Source organism: Bradyrhizobium cenepequi, assembly GCF_020329485.1.
Lineage (GTDB): Bacteria > Pseudomonadota > Alphaproteobacteria > Rhizobiales > Xanthobacteraceae > Bradyrhizobium > Bradyrhizobium cenepequi.
Genome location: NZ_JAGKJI010000052.1, coordinates 1 through 15397, shown reverse-complemented (window position 1 = coordinate 15397; position 15397 = coordinate 1). Strand labels below are relative to the sequence as shown.

Genomic DNA, 15397 nt, shown 5'->3' with positions numbered 1-15397 from the left:
CATTCAGGCCGGTTTCGCCGGCATCACGCCGCCGAGCGCAACTGTCAGTTCGGGCGCCACTTCGCGCACGGTCTGGCCGAGCGCGGCCAGGCGATCATCGGTCAGGCGGCTGGTCATGCCGGATCATGATCTCATCTCTTTGTTTGAGCATGATCTCCGCGCAAACGCTTTGCGTTTGTCGCGAGGGAAAACCGGTTTCCACTTTTCCGGATCATGCTCCAGACCGGGAATGCCGCTCCGGATCGCTCCGAAGCGGCGTATTTTGCGTTCGTTACAGCAGGCCCGCGCCGCGCGCCCATTTGTACTTGGCGCCCAGCACCTCGACCGGCAGTTCGGTCGAATAGGCATAGGCCGGGATGCCGTTCTGATAGAGATACTCGGCGGCCTCCTCGACCTCGACGTCGCCGGCCAGCGAGGCCACCATCGGCTTCACGAAGCCCTTGGCCTCCATCTCCTTCTTCACTTCAACCATGTTGCGCGCGAACACCATCGGCGGCGTCACGATGGTGTGCCAGTAGCCGAGGATCAGCGCGTGGATGCGGTCATCCGACAGGCCGAGTTTCACCGTGTTGACATAGGTGATCGGCGGCTCGCCACCGGTGATATCGACGGGATTGCCGGCGGCGCCGAACGGCGGGATGAACTTGCGGAATGCTGCATCCAGGTCCGGCGGCATCTGCATCAGCGAAAGGCCGTTGTCGACCACGGAGTCGGAGAGCAGCACGCCCGAGCCGCCGGCGCCGGTGATGATGAGGATATTCTCCCCCTTCGGCGTCGGCAGCACCGGCACGCCGCGGGCGAATTCGAGCAGTTGGCGCAAGCTGCGGGCGCGGATCACGCCGGACTGCTTGAACACATCCTCATAGATCTTGTCGTTGCCGGCGAGCGCGCCGGTGTGCGAGCTTGCCGCCTTCGCGCCTGCCGAGGTGCGGCCTGCCTTCAGCACGATCACCGGCTTCTTCTTCGAGACCCGCTTGGCGGCCTCAGCGAAGGCGCGGCCATCCTTCAAATCCTCACAGTGCTGCGCGATCAGGTTGGTGTTCGGGTCCTGCTCGAAGAAGGCGAGCAGGTCGTCCTCGTCGATATCGGACTTGTTGCCGAGGCCGACGATCGCGGAGACGCCCATCTTCGCCGAGCGCGAGAAGCCGATGATCGCCATGCCGATGCCGCCCGATTGCGACGACAGCGCCGCGTGGCCCTTGACGTCGTAGGCGGTGCAGAACGTCGCGCACAGATTGGCGGGCGTGTAATAGAAGCCGTAGATGTTCGGCCCCATCAGGCGGATGTCGTATTTCCTGCCGACCTCGACGATCTCGGCCTGCAGCTCCGGCGCACCAGCTTCGGCAAAGCCGGACGGGATTAGCACGGCGCCTGGAATCTTCTTCTCGCCGCATTCGGCAAGCGCTGCGGCGACGAATTTCGCAGGGATCGCGAAAACAGCGACGTCGATCACACCGGGCACATCCTTGACGCTCTTGTAGGCCTTGTAGCCGAGGATCTCAGGTGCCTTCGGGTGGATCGGATAGATCTCGCCCTTGTAGCCACCGTTGATGAGGTTCTTCATCACGGAGTTGCCGATCTTGCCGTCTTCGGCGGAGGCACCGATCACGGCCACCGCCTTCGGCTGCATGATGCGGTTCATCGCGGCGACGATTTCCTCAGTCGGGCGCGGCGCCGGGCGCGGCTTGTAGGCGAAATTGACGACGATGCGCACGTCGGCGGCGATCGCGTCGTTCTTGGTGGCGAAGACGGGGTTGAGGTCGAGTTCGACGATTTCAGGGAAATCGCTGACGAGCCGGGAGACCTTGACGATGACATCGGCGAGCGCCTCGCGACTAACGGGGTCGCCGCCGCGCACGCCCTTCAGCATCTCATGCGCCTGGATGCCGTCGAGCATCGACAGCGCGTCTTCTTTGGTCGCCGGAGCGAGGCGGAAGGTGATGTCCTTCAGGACTTCGACCAGCACACCGCCGAGGCCGAAGGCGACCAGCTTGCCGAACGATCCGTCGGTGATCGAGCCGATGATCACCTCGGTGCCGCCGCCCAGCATCTGCTGGACCTGCACGCCCTCGATCTTGGCGTCGCCCTTGTACTTCTTGGCGTTGGCGACAATCGTCTCAAAGGTCTTCTCGGCGTCGGCCGCGGTTTTGACGCCGACCACGACGCCGCCGGCCTCGGTCTTGTGGAGGATGTCCGGCGAGACGATTTTCATCACCACCGGGAAACCCATGCCGGACGCGATCCGCGCCGCCTCGGCCGCCGACTTGGCGACGTCCTCCTTCGGGACCGGGATCCCGTAGGCGTCGCAGACCAATTTGCCCTCCGGCGCCGTCAGGCTCGTGCGCTTGTCCGCTTTGACCGCGTCGAGAACTTTGCGGACTGCATCTTTTGAATTTGACATGGGCTTCCTCCTGGGACAAATTTTATGGCATTTGGTATGCCAGAAGCCAAAAAGTCAAGCCGGTCTTCTCTTGCCGAATGCAGAAAACAAGGGCAACTTGACATTCTGGTATTTGGCATGCCAAAAACCTGACGGCATTTCTTCTGCTAAGAAGGCGTCTTCCAAACGGAGGAGACGAGTCGTGCCAGCATCGAAGGAAACCAAGGCATCGCCTACTATGGCTGAGGCAGATATTGCGATCGTCCGGATCGCGCCAGAGACGAGCTTCAAAAACAAGGCTTATGAAGCCTTGAAGGAAGCCATTCTCAAGATGGACATCTATGCGACGCCCGAGCCGGTGATGCTCGACGAGCGTGCACTGTCCGAGCGCCTCGGCGTCAGCCGCACCCCGATCCGCGAAGCGATCGCAATGCTCGAGCAGGACGGTTTCGTGAAAACCGTGCCGCGCCGCGGCATCGTCGTGGTCCGCCGCACCAAGACCGAGATCGTCGACATGATCCGCGCCTGGGCGGCGCTCGAGAGCATGGCCGCGCGATTGATCACGACCACCGCGCGCAAGAAGGACATCACGGCGCTGCGCGACTTCTTCAAGGATTTTGGCGCCGACCGCCGGCCGGAAGATCACATCGAGGAATATTCCAAGGCCAATATCGCCTTCCATCAGGCGCTGATCTCGCTGTCCGAGAATCAGGTCCTGGTCGATATGACCAACGACATCCTCTTGCATGTGCGCGGTTACCGGCAGCTCACAATCGGGCGGAAGGATCGTACCGCAACTTCGCTACCCGAGCATCTCGGCATCATCGAGGCGCTGGAGGCGCGCGACACCGAGCTTGCGGAAAAGCGCGCGCGCGACCACACGCTTGGCCTTGCCGCTTACGTCGAAGCGCACGGCCAGGAACTTTTCACTTAACGCGTCACTCAGAAGACGACGAACTCGTCCGAACCACGAAGCCACAGGGAGACCAGGCCCATGCTAAATACCGCCGCCAAGACCGAAGCACCGGGCACGGAACAAGAGCTGACGGACGGCTTTCATCTTGTCATCGACGCGCTGAAGCTGAACGGCATCGACACCATCTACGGCGTGCCGGGCATTCCGATCACGGATCTCGGCCGCATGGCGCAGGCGGCGGGCATTCGCGTGTTGTCGTTCCGCCATGAGCAGAACGCAGGCTACGCGGCGGCGATCGCGGGCTTCCTGACCAAGAAGCCCGGCGTCTGCCTGACGGTGTCGGCGCCCGGCTTCCTCAACGGCCTCACCGCGCTCGCGCACGCCACCACCAACTGCTTCCCGATGATCCTGGTCTCTGGTTCCTCGGAGCGAGAGATCGTCGACCTGCAGCAGGGCGACTACGAGGAGATGGACCAGCTCGCCATCGCCAGGCCGCTCTGCAAGGCGGCGTTCCGCGTGCTGCACGCCCAGGATATCGGCATCGGTTTTGCCCGTGCGATCCGCGCTGCGGTGTCCGGCCGTCCGGGCGGCGTCTATCTCGACCTGCCGGCAAAACTGTTCTCGCAGGTGATGAACGCCGAAGCCGGTCAGAACTCGCTGGTCAAGGTGATCGATGCTGCGCCGGCGCAGATCCCTGCCCCGTCGGCGGTCAAGCGCGCGCTCGACGTGCTCAAGGGCGCGAAGCGTCCGCTCATTATCCTTGGCAAGGGCGCAGCCTACGCACGGGCCGATGAGGCGATCCGCAGCTTCGTCGAGAAGAGCGGCGCGCCGTTTTTGCAGATGAGCATGGCCAAGGGCCTGCTGCCCGACACGCATCCGCAATCCGCCGGTGCTGCGCGCTCGACCGTGCTGAAGGACGCCGACGTGGTGATGCTGATCGGCGCCCGCCTCAACTGGCTGCTGTCGCATGGCAAGGGCAAGACCTGGGGCGATGCGCCGAAGAAATTCATCCAGGTCGATATCGAGCCGAAGGAGATGGACTCCAACGTCGAGATCGCAGCTCCCCTGGTCGGCGATGTCGGCTCCTGCGTGTCAGCGCTGCTCGAGGGCATGGGCGGCAACTGGCCGGCGCCGCCCGCCGACTGGACCACCAAGGTCAACGCCAAGCGCGACGAGAACGTCGCCAAGATGGCGCCGAAGCTGATGAGCAACGCCTCGCCGATGGACTATCACGGCGCGCTCGGCGTGCTCCGCACCGTCATCAAGGAGCGGCCTGACGCCATCCTCGTCAACGAAGGCGCCAACACGCTCGACCTCGCCCGTGGCGTGATCGACATGTACCAGCCGCGCAAGCGGCTCGATGTCGGCACCTGGGGCGTGATGGGCATCGGCATGGGCTACGCGATCGCGGCCGCCATCGAGACCGGCAAGCCGGTGCTCGCGGTCGAGGGCGACAGCGCCTTTGGTTTTTCGGGCATGGAGATCGAGACCATCTGCCGCTACGGCCTGCCGATCTGCGTCGTCGTCTTCAACAATGACGGCATCTATCGCGGCACCGACGTCAATTCGGCGGGCGCCGATCCCGCGACCACGGTGTTCGTGAAGGGCGCGCGCTACGACAAGATGATCGAGGCGTTCGGCGGCGTCGGCGTCAACGCGACCTCGCCGGATGAATTGAAGCGTGCCGTCAACGCGGCGATGGATTCCGGCAAGCCGACGCTGATCAACGCGGTGATCGATCCAGCGGCGGGCTCGGAGAGCGGCCGCATCGGCAATCTCAATCCGCAGAGCGTTCTGAAGAAGAAGTGAACGATCCAACCTGTCGGCGTCATTCCCCGCGCATGCGGAGAATCCAGTAACCGCTGAACGACGTGAGGCGAACACTGAGCCCGACTAAATCGACGGTGATTACTGGATGCCCGCCTTCGCGGGCATGACAGCAACAGGTAGTAACAAGGAGAGGACAGATGACTAAGGCGCTTACGGGCGTTCGCATTCTCGATTTCACCCATGTCCAGTCGGGGCCGACCTGCACCCAGCTCCTGGCCTGGTTCGGCGCCGACGTGATTAAGGTCGAGCGTCCCGGCGTCGGCGACATCACGCGCGGCCAATTGCAGGACGTCCCGAACGTGGACAGCCTCTATTTCACCATGCTCAACCACAACAAGCGCTCGATCACGCTCGACGCCAAGAACCCGAAGGGCAAGGAAGTCCTGACCGCGCTGATCAAGAAGTGCGACGTGCTGGTGGAGAATTTCGGCCCCGGCGTGCTCGACCGCATGGGTTTCCCCTGGGAGAAGATCCAGCAGATCAACCCGCAGATGATCGTGGCGTCGATCAAGGGCTTTGGCCCGGGTCCGTATGAGGACTGCAAGGTCTATGAGAACGTCGCGCAGTGCACGGGCGGCGCGGCCTCCACTACCGGCTTCCGCGACGACGTGCCGCTCGTCACCGGCGCACAGATCGGCGACAGCGGCACCGGGTTGCATCTCGCGCTCGGCATCGTTACAGCCCTCTTCCAGCGCACCATGACCGGCAAGGGCCAGCGGGTGACGGCTGCGATGCAGGACGGCGTGCTCAATCTCTGCCGCGTCAAGCTGCGCGACCAGCAGCGCCTCGCGCATGGCCCGCTCAAGGAATACAGCCAGTTCGGCGAAGGCATTCCGTTCGGCGACGCCGTGCCGCGCGCCGGCAATGATTCCGGCGGCGGCCAGCCAGGGCGCATCGTGAAGTGCAAAGGCTGGGAGACCGATCCCAACGCCTACATCTACTTCATCACGCAAGCGCCGGTCTGGGAGAAGATCTGCGACGTCATCGGCGAGCCCGGCTGGAAGACGCATCCCGACTACGCCAAGCCGGCGGCGCGGTTGCCGCGGCTGAACGAGATCTTCGCGCGCATCGAGCAGTGGACTACGACCAAGACCAAGTTCGAGGCGATGGAGATCCTCAACCAATACGACATCCCCTGCGGCCCGATCCTGTCGATGAAGGAACTCGCCGAGGACCAGTCGCTGCGCGCGACCGGCACCGTGGTCGAGGTCGATCACCCCACCCGCGGCAAGTATCTGTCGGTCGGCAATCCGATCAAGCTGTCCGACAGCCCGAGCGAGGTGCTTCGCTCGCCGCTGCTCGGCGAGCACACCGACGAGGTGCTGCGCCAGGTGCTCGGCTTCAGCGATCACCAGGTCGCCGAGATCCACGATTCCGGCGCGCTCGACCCGCCGCAGAAACAGGCGGCCGAGTAAGCAGGCCACCAACCTGGAAGCAAAAGGCCGCCGGATCCCGGCGGCCTTTTTGCTATTTCGAATGCCAAATAATCGATCTTTGCTGCATTGCAGTAAGCGGATGCTGCTATGCAAACAAATGCATTGTTTCTGGCATCTGGTATACATAGATAGTTCCCAGGATAACGAAGCGGAATTCCGCTGCAACTTCAAAGAAGGGGACATTGATGTCCAAGACCGCCTCAATCGCCATTTCGGCCCCGACCTCGCTGTGGGGACGTTTGCTGGCCACGATCGATCGGCTGCTGATGAAGAGCGCCGAGATCTCCATCCGCAACGGCGACCTGCCGCGTTTTGGCCTCTAAGGCCTTGCAACTACTGCGATTCCGGCGCGAATGCCCCCGAAGTGGCGCTGACGAGAATTGATGCTTTCGAAAGAATGGCCCTTGCTTCGGGGCCATTCTTTTTCGTCCCGACTGACCGCTGACGATCAGACCATCTGCGACAAAGTGGCTCGGACGGTGGTCCACCACGCCGATTGTTTGCAAGCTGGTATGTCGCATACCTTAGAGTAGCAACGCTAGTCGACAGCCACCGCGCAAACGCCGGTGCACCGTGGGGGCGGTCAGTCCGGCGCGAGAGGCCGGAGGATGCTCGATCCTTCCCATGGTTCCTCTCGAAGATCGAGCATTGTTCGAAAGAAGCGGATGCGGCGCTTGAGCAGCCCTCATACAGTTCCAATCGGCGACACGATAGCAACGGGTGATCGATCACATGAAAGGTGCCGTATGACCCGAAGCACGTGATCGGGATGGGTTGATCGCAAGCCGACAAAGAACGGCGCGTTCAAAAGTTCGACAGGGAGGATACCAGATGAAGCATTCCATTCTGCACGTTGCATTGGTGGCCGTCGCAGCGTTGTGCGCAAGCGGCACCCAAACCTCAGCCGCCTGGGAGCCGGTTCGTCCGGTCGAGTTTATCGTACCCGCCGGCACAGGCGGCGGTGCGGACCAGATGGCGCGCACGATCCAGGGCATCGTCACCAAGCACAATCTGATGAAACAGCCGATGGTCGTCATCAACAAGGCTGGCGGCGCGGGCGGTGAAGGCTTTCTCGATGTGAAGGCGTCCTCCAACAATCCCCACAAGATCATCATCACCCTGTCGAACCTTTTCACGACACCACTGGCAACGGGCATTCCCTTCAACTGGAAGGATCTGACTCCCGTCGCAATGCTGGCGCTCGATGAATTCGTGCTCTGGGTGAATGCCGAGAAGCCGTACAACAGCGTCAAGGACTACGTTGACGCGGCAAAGAAGGCGGCGCCCGGTACGTTCAAAATGGGAGGCACCGGCTCGAAGCAGGAAGATCAGATCATCACAGTGGGCATTGAGAAGGCGGTCGATACCAAGTTCACCTACATTCCCTACAAGGGCGGTGGCGAAGTCGCCGTTCAACTGGTCGGCAACCACATCGATTCAACCGTGAACAATCCGATCGAAGCAGTCGCCCAGTGGCGCGGCGGCAAACTCCGTCCGCTCTGCGTCTTCGACGCCCAGCCGATGGCCTATAACGAGGCGATCGCCGACGGCAAGAGCTGGCACGATATTCCGACCTGCAAATCGCAGGGCCTCGATATGGAATATCTGATGCTGCGCGGCATCTTCATGTCTCCGAGAGCCACCAAGGATCAGGTGGAATACTATGTCGACCTATTCACGAAGGTGCGCGCCACGCCCGAGTGGCAGGATTTCATGAAGAGCGGCGCATTCAACACCAGCTTCCTGACCGGAGCCGACTACACCAAGTGGCTCGAGACGGAGCAGAAGCGCCACGAGGTCTTGATGAAGGAGGCCGGTTTCCTCTCCCCGGGCAATTGATCCGGCGAGATCAACCAGGCTCGGACGAGCCTGCATCCCGCGATTTCGCGTCACGCGATTACGATTAGCCTGGAGGCCCTATGACTGCGCGTAGATCAGATGCTGCCGGCCCGGCACACAAGGCAGTGGAAACCGGTGTCGCGCTGCTGATTGCAGCCTTCGGCATCATCGTGATCATCGGCAGTTTGAAGGCCGGCATCAATTGGGGCGCGGAAGGGCCGCGTGCGGGCTTCTTCCCCTTCTATATTGGCGTCTCCATCGTCGCTGCGAGCGCCATCAATCTCTGGAGCGCGCTGCGCGAAACTGACGACCGATTATTCGCGGAGTGGGGACAACTTCGCCAGGTGATGAGCGTCGTTGTGCCCACCGCAATCTATGTCGGTTCGATGCCCTTCGTCGGGCTCTACGTCGCCTCGATCATTTTCATCGGCTGGTTCATGCGGTGGCTTGGCGGGTACCGATGGCTCCCGACCATTGCCGTGGCACTTGGCATGCCGATCATCACCTACCTTGTCTTCGAACGCTGGTTCCTGGTTCCCCTTCCCAAAGGCCCTATCGAGGAATGGCTCGGCCTATAGAGCCGGTTCGCTGCTGCAGGACGTATCGAAATGGAAGAACTCGCCAATCTTTTTCACGGCTTCGCCGTCGCCCTGCAGCCCTACAACATGATGCTGATGGTCGTGGGCATCATGCTCGGGGTCATCATTGGCGTGCTTCCCGGGCTCGGCGGCGCCAACGGCGTTGCGATCCTTTTGCCGCTGACCTTCAGCATGCCGCCGACATCGGCGATCATCATGCTGTCCTGCATCTACTGGGGCGCATTGTTCGGCGGCGCGATCACCTCGATCCTGTTCAACATACCGGGTGAACCCTGGTCGGTAGCGACGACTTTCGACGGCTATCCGATGGCGCAGCAGGGCAAGCCTGGCGAAGCGTTGACGGCAGCATTCACCTCCTCGTTCGTCGGTGCGCTGTTCGCCGTCGCCATGATCACGCTGGTTGCGCCACTGGTCGCAAGCTTCGCGTTGCGATTTGGCCCCGCGGAAAAATTCGCGGTGTACTTTCTCGCGTTTTGCAGCTTCGTCGGCCTGAGCAAGGAGCCTCCCTTCAAGACAATTGCCGCGATGATGATTGGCTTCGCGCTCGCAGCGGTCGGACTCGATTCAATCACGGGGCAGTTGCGATTGACGTTCGGGATCACCGAATTGCTCAACGGCTTCGACTTTCTCATCGCCGTGATCGGTCTTTTCGGTATCGGCGAGATTCTCCTGACCATGGAGGAAGGATTGAGCTTCCGCGGCGGCAACGCGAAGATCAACCTGCGCGTCGTGCTGCAAACCTGGAAAGAACTACCCTCATACTGGGTCACCTCATTGCGCTCTTGCCTGATCGGGTGCTGGATGGGCGTCACGCCGGCCGGAGCAACGCCGGCATCCTTCATGAGTTACGGCATCGCCAAGCGGCTCGCGAGGAATGGCAAGAATTTCGGCAAGGGAGAAATCGAAGGCGTGATCGCACCGGAGACGGCAGCGCATGCCGCCGGTACCTCGGCATTGCTGCCGATGTTGTCGCTCGGCGTGCCCGGCTCTCCGACGGCCGCCGTTCTTCTCGGCGGCCTGTTGATCTGGGGCCTGCAGCCCGGCCCGATGCTGTTTGTCGAGCAAAAGGAATTCGTCTGGGGTCTGATCGCCTCGATGTATCTCGGCAATCTCGCCGGTCTCCTCGTCGTGCTCACCTGCGTGCCGATATTCGCCGCGATACTTCGCGTGCCGTTCAGCATTATCGCGCCGCTTATTCTGGTGCTCTGCGCGATCGGCGCCTACTCGGTTCACAACAGCACATTCGACGTGATGCTGATGCTGGTCTTCGGCGTGCTCGGCTATCTGCTCAAGAAGTGCAACTATCCTCTCGCCCCTTTGGTGCTGGCCATTGTGCTCGGTGACAAGGCCGAGGAGGCATTCCGGCAATCGCTGCTCGGCTCACAGGGTTCGCTGAGCGTGTTCTTCTCGAATGGGCTGGTCAGCACCATCATGGTCCTGGGGCTAGTTGCCCTGTTCTGGTCCGCGATTCAGGAAGGTTATAGCCGGCTGCGAACAGCGGTCGCCTGACGCGCTTGCAGCGGCAGGACGCGATCCGCGAGGATATGCTGGAGTCCGGAATCGCCTAGATGCTGGGATATAAAATACCAACGGTCAAAACGACTGCCTGATCGTCGCTATCGCGCCTCTTGCTCTCCAGTTCGTCGCGCGCGGCCTCCCCAACCGACCGCTCCGATATGGATGCCCGGACTCGCTTTTCAAAAGGTGCCCCTCAGCTTACCGACGCTGATTCTTTCATGAATCCAATCGTTTCACGCCCAATCGAAATTGCGCTGTGGATCACGGCCTTATGCTTGAGGCGATCCTCTTTGAGTTGAACTAAGCTCCTCAGACTGCGTACTCGACACCCTCCTGCGACATTTGCGCGCGGGGCACGCGAGCGCTTGAATGTTGGCATATTAGATACCAAGATGCCCGCGCGCGCGTTCGGGACATAAGATAACAGAGGCGCGCCTTGGGAGGACCTATGACAGAGATGGTGCAGGCTACGGCCCCGTCCGCCGCCCGTGTCAGCGACACCTTTCGCTGGACACAGCTGGCGATCGGCGTCGCGGCCATGGTGATGATCGCCAATTACCAATACGGTTGGACGTTCTTCGTCCCCGATATCCAGAAGAAATTCGGTTGGGATCGCGCCTCGATCCAGTGGGCATTCACCCTGTTCGTCCTGTTCGAGACATGGCTGGTGCCGATTGAAGGCTGGTTCGTCGACAAATACGGCCCGCGCCTCGTGGTTCTCATCGGCGGCATTCTCTGCGCCATCGGCTGGGCCATCAACGCCCAGGCGACCTCGCTCAACGGCTACTATCTCGGCATGATCATCGCAGGCATCGGCGCCGGCGGCGTGTACGGCACCTGCGTCGGCAACGCGCTGAAATGGTTTCCCGACAAGCGCGGTCTCGCGGCCGGCATCACCGCGGCCGGCTTCGGCGCAGGCTCGGCCCTGACGGTCGCGCCGATCCAGGCCATGATCAAGGACTCTGGCTTCCAGACCACCTTCCTCTATTTCGGTCTCGGCCAGGGCATCATCATCGTGCTGCTCTCCTTCTTCCTTCTCGCCCCGAAGGCCGGACAGGTGCCGATGGTCGCCCAGAACCCCAACCTGGTTCAGAGCCGGCGCAACTATCAGCCTACGGAAGTGCTGCGGCAGCCTATTTTCTGGCTGATGTACTTCATGTTCGTGATCGTCGGCGCTGGCGGCCTGATGGTGACGGCGAACCTGAAGCCGATCGCCGTGGACTGGAAGATCGACAGTGTCGCCGTGACCCTGATCGGCGTGACGATGACCGCCGTGACCTTCGCCGCGACCATCGACCGTGTTCTCAACGGCCTGACGCGCCCGTTCTTCGGCTGGATCTCCGACATGATCGGCCGCGAGAACACGATGTTCATCGCCTTCGGCATGGAGGGCGTCGGCATCTGGGCACTCTACATGTTCGGCCACGATCCGATCTGGTTCGTGATCCTGTCGGGCTTCGTGTTCTTCGCGTGGGGTGAGATTTACTCGCTGTTCCCCTCCACCTGTACCGATACCTTCGGCGCGAAATTCGCGACCACCAATGCCGGTCTGCTCTACACCGCCAAGGGCACGGCCGCGCTGCTGGTGCCGGTTGCGAACTATGTGCAGCAGACCGCAGGCAATTGGGACAATGTCTTCCTCATCGCCGCGGGCGCCAACATCCTGGCATCGCTGCTCGCCATCTTCATGCTGAAGCCGTGGCGGAAGGTCGTGGTGGAGAAATCGAGCGCGATCTAGATCGCGCTACGCAGCAGGTCATGAAGCGCCCGGCTCACCAGCCGGGCGCTTTTTTGCTGCGCTTTCCGATTTTCCGAAATGGCGTGACTGCCGGGCTGCCGCGGGGCAACGTACCGCACCGCAGCACAAGATTGGCTTGCAATGTGGGATATAGTATACCAACTATCTACCGAGTGCTTGCGACGATAAGTCACAAACTCGCGGCAGAAGGTCGCAACCGCAGGCACGCGCTCGGGAGGACTTGATGGCTTTAAGCAACGCTGCCACCGCACCCTCAGCACCTTCATCCAACAGCTTCCGCTGGCTTCAGCTCGTCATGGGCATCGCCTGCATGGCGATGATCGCCAACCTGCAATATGGCTGGACGCTGTTCGTCGATCCGATCGACGCGAAGCACCACTGGGGCCGTGCAGGCATCCAGCTCGCCTTCACGATCTTCGTGGTGACCGAGACCTGGCTCGTCCCGGTCGAAGCCTGGTTCGTCGACAGATACGGACCGAGCATGGTCATCATGTTCGGCGGTGTGATGATCGCACTGTCCTGGGTCCTCAATTCCTACGCGGATTCGCTGGTGCTGCTTTATACCGCCGCCGTGATCGGCGGCATGGGCGCCGGCGCGGTCTACGGCACCTGCGTCGGCAACGCGCTGAAATGGTTTCCCGATCGTCGGGGACTCGCTGCTGGCGCGACCGCCGCCGGCTTCGGTGCGGGTGCGGCCATCACCGTGGTGCCGATCGCGAGCATGATCGCCGCTAGCGGCTACCAGACAGCCTTCTTCGACTTTGGCGTCGGGCAAGGCCTGATCGTGTTCGTGCTCGCCTTCTTCATCCGTCCGCCCTCGGTCGCGGTGCCTGCAAGCAAGAAGCAGCTCAACCTGCCGCAGACCAGGATTGATTTCACGCCGCCGCAGGTGCTGCGCAGCCCGATCTTCTGGGTGATGTATCTGGTGTTCGTGATGGTCGCCGCCGGCGGCCTGATGACCGCCGCGCAGATCGCGCCGATCGCCGATGACTTCCAGATCGCCAAGACGCCGGTCTCGCTCGCCGGCATCCAGATGGCGGCGCTGACGTTTGCGATCTCGCTCGATCGCATCTTCGACGGATTCGGTCGGCCGATGTTCGGCTGGATCTCCGACAATATCGGCCGCGAGTACACGATGTTCATCGCCTTCGGCACGGCGGCAGTGATGCTGCTGACGCTCTCGACCTATGGCGCCCACCCGATCGTGTTCGTGCTCGCGACCGCGGTCTATTTCGGCGTGTTCGGCGAGATCTACAGCCTGTTTCCGGCCACCAGCGGCGACACCTTCGGTGTGAAGTACGCCGCCACCAACAACGGCATGCTGTACACGGCGAAAGGCACCGCCTCGCTCTTGGTGCCGCTCGCCAGCATCGTCGCCAAGAATTTTGGCTGGCACGCCGTGTTCGTGATCGGAGTAGCTCTCAACGCGACGGCGGCGCTGATGGCGCTGTTCGTGATCAAGCCGATGCGACGCGCTTTCATCCTGGGCAACGAGACGGCGGCGGAGCAGGCGACCACGCGCAGCGTTACGACAGCCTGATAGCAGCCGCTGCGACGAGCGAAGGGGCGCACTCCGGTGCCAGCCCCTAGCTTAAATGTGGAATTTTAACTCGCCCATCCTTTTTTCGTAAGGAAAAAGGATGCCGACCATGCCGGAGATATCTTCGGAAGGAGTGAGGCTTCGTTTCCCTCCCCCGTAACCCCATAAATCTGCCGGACTGACGACATGACGAAGTCTGCTATGCACCGATAGCGACCGAAGTTTGCAGCGCAGCTAAATGGCGCGATGGGCCACAAGGAGACCTCAACTCCGAAAGAGCAGTTCGTATTCCCCGTCTGGGCGCCCTAGGAAAGTGCGCGACAATTCCAGTGCATCGATCCCGAAAACCTCCCCTGGCGCTCTTTGAAGGACTTGGTTGCGACCAGAGCCCCTCGTGCTAGGGAAGTGGTACCATGGGTGCGTAGCTGAGAAGTCCCGAGCGCGGGGCGAGCCCGATCCAAGGAGTAGCCGATGCCAGAGGCAACACGCACGTTATCCACGTCGACGGCCAACCTCCACCGCAAGATAAAGGAGATCTCCGATGCGGTTGGAAAACTCCTGGTCGACGCTTTCCATCTATTGGCCCTGTTTGCAATCGGCGCAACGACGGTCTGGTCTGCGGTCGCAACGTTCATCGGGATGCTGGCCAAGGGCCACGCCAATCTTTCCGATATTCTGCTGCTGTTTATCTACCTCGAGCGCGACGTGATTGAAGCCGACGACGCGCGCTTTTCCTGCCTTGTCCAACTTACCTTCCTGATAACTCGGCCGCTTCGACCTTCGCCCACTGAAGGCTCGCGGATCGGAAGTCGGAGTGGTCGATGAGCATCGGCGAGACCTCCTTCGTCCGAACGGCCTAGTTTACGAGTCGGATTGAGCGATCGTCGGCTGCCTGCGCGGCTGAGAACTGGCGTCGACCGGCAATACATCCGCGAAAAGATACCGATCGAACCATGTCGGAAACGCGCGGGCCAGATCGCGCTTTCCAGAAAGCTCGAGCCCCAGCCGTTTCGCTTCGATGAAGCTGACGTCCCCCCGCCACCACGCAACTAGAACTGGTAGCTTTGCGCGCACGAGCAATGGCTCGGGGAACCCGGGGTTCACCAGACAAAAAGATATTTCAGATGCTTTGAGCAGCAGAAAGCGGGGCTTCATACCGTCGATCTCGAACCGAACGACGATCGGTCGAGCGGGGAGCGCATCGCTCCGCACGCGCCGCTGCATATCGACGAACAGCGGCTCCGCGTCGAGATTTTCCTTCTCGGACTGACGCGGCAGGAAACGCTGACCCCATGTGCCCAAGGCCATGACGACGGAGCTGATCTCCTTCCCGGACGCCGTGAGTTCATATTCCGGCCCCGAGTTTCCATCGTGGCGCTCGACTGCGCCGATAGCGATCAGTTCCTGGAGCCTCTCCGACAACATGGTTTTGGAGATGCGAGGAATGCCTCGGCGAATGTCGTTGAAGCGTCGGCTCCCGCAGAGCAGTTCCCGCACCACAAGCAGCGTCCAGCGTCCACCCAAGACTTCATGGGCGCGCGCGATCGAGCAAAACTGTCCATAACCGGCCATCGCGGCAG

12 protein-coding genes and 1 pseudogene are annotated in these 15397 nt (G+C 61.6%); 10 read left to right on the top strand and 3 right to left on the bottom strand.

Going from position 1 to position 15397, the window contains the following annotated elements:
- Positions 1–3 precede the first annotated feature (3 nt).
- Both J6497_RS33655 and J6497_RS33650 read right to left on the bottom strand, forming a co-directional pair.
- Positions 4–123: pseudogene (locus J6497_RS33655) on the bottom strand (IclR family transcriptional regulator); the annotation flags it as partial.
- Positions 124–271: 148 nt separating this feature from the next.
- Positions 272–2401 carry an acetate--CoA ligase family protein gene (locus J6497_RS33650; protein ID WP_225708514.1) on the bottom strand — a complete coding sequence of 710 codons (2130 nt, stop codon included), beginning with the start codon at positions 2399–2401 and terminating at the stop codon, positions 272–274.
- Positions 2402–2618: 217 nt separating this feature from the next.
- Here J6497_RS33650 and J6497_RS33645 point away from each other — a divergent pair, with 217 nt between their 5' ends.
- From J6497_RS33645 to J6497_RS33600, 10 genes are all read left to right on the top strand, one after another.
- Entirely contained in the window at positions 2619–3314 is a 696-nt protein-coding gene (locus tag J6497_RS33645; protein ID WP_225708547.1) for a GntR family transcriptional regulator, read from the top strand.
- Between the two features lie 60 nt (positions 3315–3374).
- Entirely contained in the window at positions 3375–5105 is a 1731-nt protein-coding gene (gene oxc, locus J6497_RS33640; RefSeq protein WP_225708513.1) for an oxalyl-CoA decarboxylase, read from the top strand.
- 158 nt (positions 5106–5263) lie between these two features.
- Positions 5264–6541, top strand: a complete 1278-nt coding sequence (gene frc / locus J6497_RS33635; protein WP_225708512.1) for a formyl-CoA transferase — start codon at positions 5264–5266, stop codon at positions 6539–6541.
- 206 nt (positions 6542–6747) lie between these two features.
- Positions 6748–6885, top strand: a complete 138-nt coding sequence (locus J6497_RS33630) for a hypothetical protein (RefSeq protein ID WP_225708511.1) — start codon at positions 6748–6750, stop codon at positions 6883–6885.
- 508 nt (positions 6886–7393) lie between these two features.
- Positions 7394–8401 (top strand): Bug family tripartite tricarboxylate transporter substrate binding protein, encoded by a 1008-nt coding sequence (locus tag J6497_RS33625; RefSeq protein WP_225708510.1) that lies wholly within the window; start codon positions 7394–7396, stop codon positions 8399–8401.
- An 80-nt stretch (positions 8402–8481) separates the two neighbouring features.
- Positions 8482–8979, top strand: a complete 498-nt coding sequence (locus J6497_RS33620) for a tripartite tricarboxylate transporter TctB family protein (protein WP_225708509.1) — start codon at positions 8482–8484, stop codon at positions 8977–8979.
- Between the two features lie 30 nt (positions 8980–9009).
- Positions 9010–10509 (top strand): tripartite tricarboxylate transporter permease, encoded by a 1500-nt coding sequence (locus J6497_RS33615; protein ID WP_225708508.1) that lies wholly within the window; start codon positions 9010–9012, stop codon positions 10507–10509.
- A gap of 457 nt (positions 10510–10966) precedes the next feature.
- On the top strand, positions 10967–12256 hold the full coding sequence (gene oxlT / locus J6497_RS33610; protein WP_225708507.1) for an oxalate/formate MFS antiporter: 1290 nt from the start codon (positions 10967–10969) through the stop codon (positions 12254–12256).
- 244 nt (positions 12257–12500) lie between these two features.
- Positions 12501–13817 (top strand): oxalate/formate MFS antiporter, encoded by a 1317-nt coding sequence (gene oxlT, locus J6497_RS33605; protein WP_225708506.1) that lies wholly within the window; start codon positions 12501–12503, stop codon positions 13815–13817.
- A 471-nt stretch (positions 13818–14288) separates the two neighbouring features.
- Positions 14289–14642 carry a hypothetical protein gene (locus J6497_RS33600; RefSeq protein ID WP_225708505.1) on the top strand — a complete coding sequence of 118 codons (354 nt, stop codon included), beginning with the start codon at positions 14289–14291 and terminating at the stop codon, positions 14640–14642.
- A 36-nt stretch (positions 14643–14678) separates the two neighbouring features.
- Here the strand turns inward: J6497_RS33600 and J6497_RS33595 are convergent.
- Positions 14679–15397 (bottom strand): winged helix-turn-helix transcriptional regulator (locus J6497_RS33595; protein ID WP_225708504.1); only part of this gene is annotated, 719 nt, incomplete at its 5' end.

Excerpts from the sequence above, each read along its gene's own strand:
- J6497_RS33650 (WP_225708514.1), bottom strand. The coding sequence starts at position 2,401 with ATGTCAAATTCAAAAGATGCAGTCCGCAAAGTTCTCGACGCGGTCAAA.
- J6497_RS33645 (WP_225708547.1), top strand. The coding sequence starts at position 2,619 with ATGGCTGAGGCAGATATTGCGATCGTCCGGATCGCGCCAGAGACGAGC.
- oxc (WP_225708513.1), top strand. The coding sequence starts at position 3,375 with ATGCTAAATACCGCCGCCAAGACCGAAGCACCGGGCACGGAACAAGAG.
- frc (WP_225708512.1), top strand. The coding sequence starts at position 5,264 with ATGACTAAGGCGCTTACGGGCGTTCGCATTCTCGATTTCACCCATGTC.
- J6497_RS33630 (WP_225708511.1), top strand. The coding sequence starts at position 6,748 with ATGTCCAAGACCGCCTCAATCGCCATTTCGGCCCCGACCTCGCTGTGG.
- J6497_RS33625 (WP_225708510.1), top strand. The coding sequence starts at position 7,394 with ATGAAGCATTCCATTCTGCACGTTGCATTGGTGGCCGTCGCAGCGTTG.
- J6497_RS33620 (WP_225708509.1), top strand. The coding sequence starts at position 8,482 with ATGACTGCGCGTAGATCAGATGCTGCCGGCCCGGCACACAAGGCAGTG.
- J6497_RS33615 (WP_225708508.1), top strand. The coding sequence starts at position 9,010 with ATGGAAGAACTCGCCAATCTTTTTCACGGCTTCGCCGTCGCCCTGCAG.
- oxlT (WP_225708507.1), top strand. The coding sequence starts at position 10,967 with ATGACAGAGATGGTGCAGGCTACGGCCCCGTCCGCCGCCCGTGTCAGC.
- oxlT (WP_225708506.1), top strand. The coding sequence starts at position 12,501 with ATGGCTTTAAGCAACGCTGCCACCGCACCCTCAGCACCTTCATCCAAC.
- J6497_RS33600 (WP_225708505.1), top strand. The coding sequence starts at position 14,289 with ATGCCAGAGGCAACACGCACGTTATCCACGTCGACGGCCAACCTCCAC.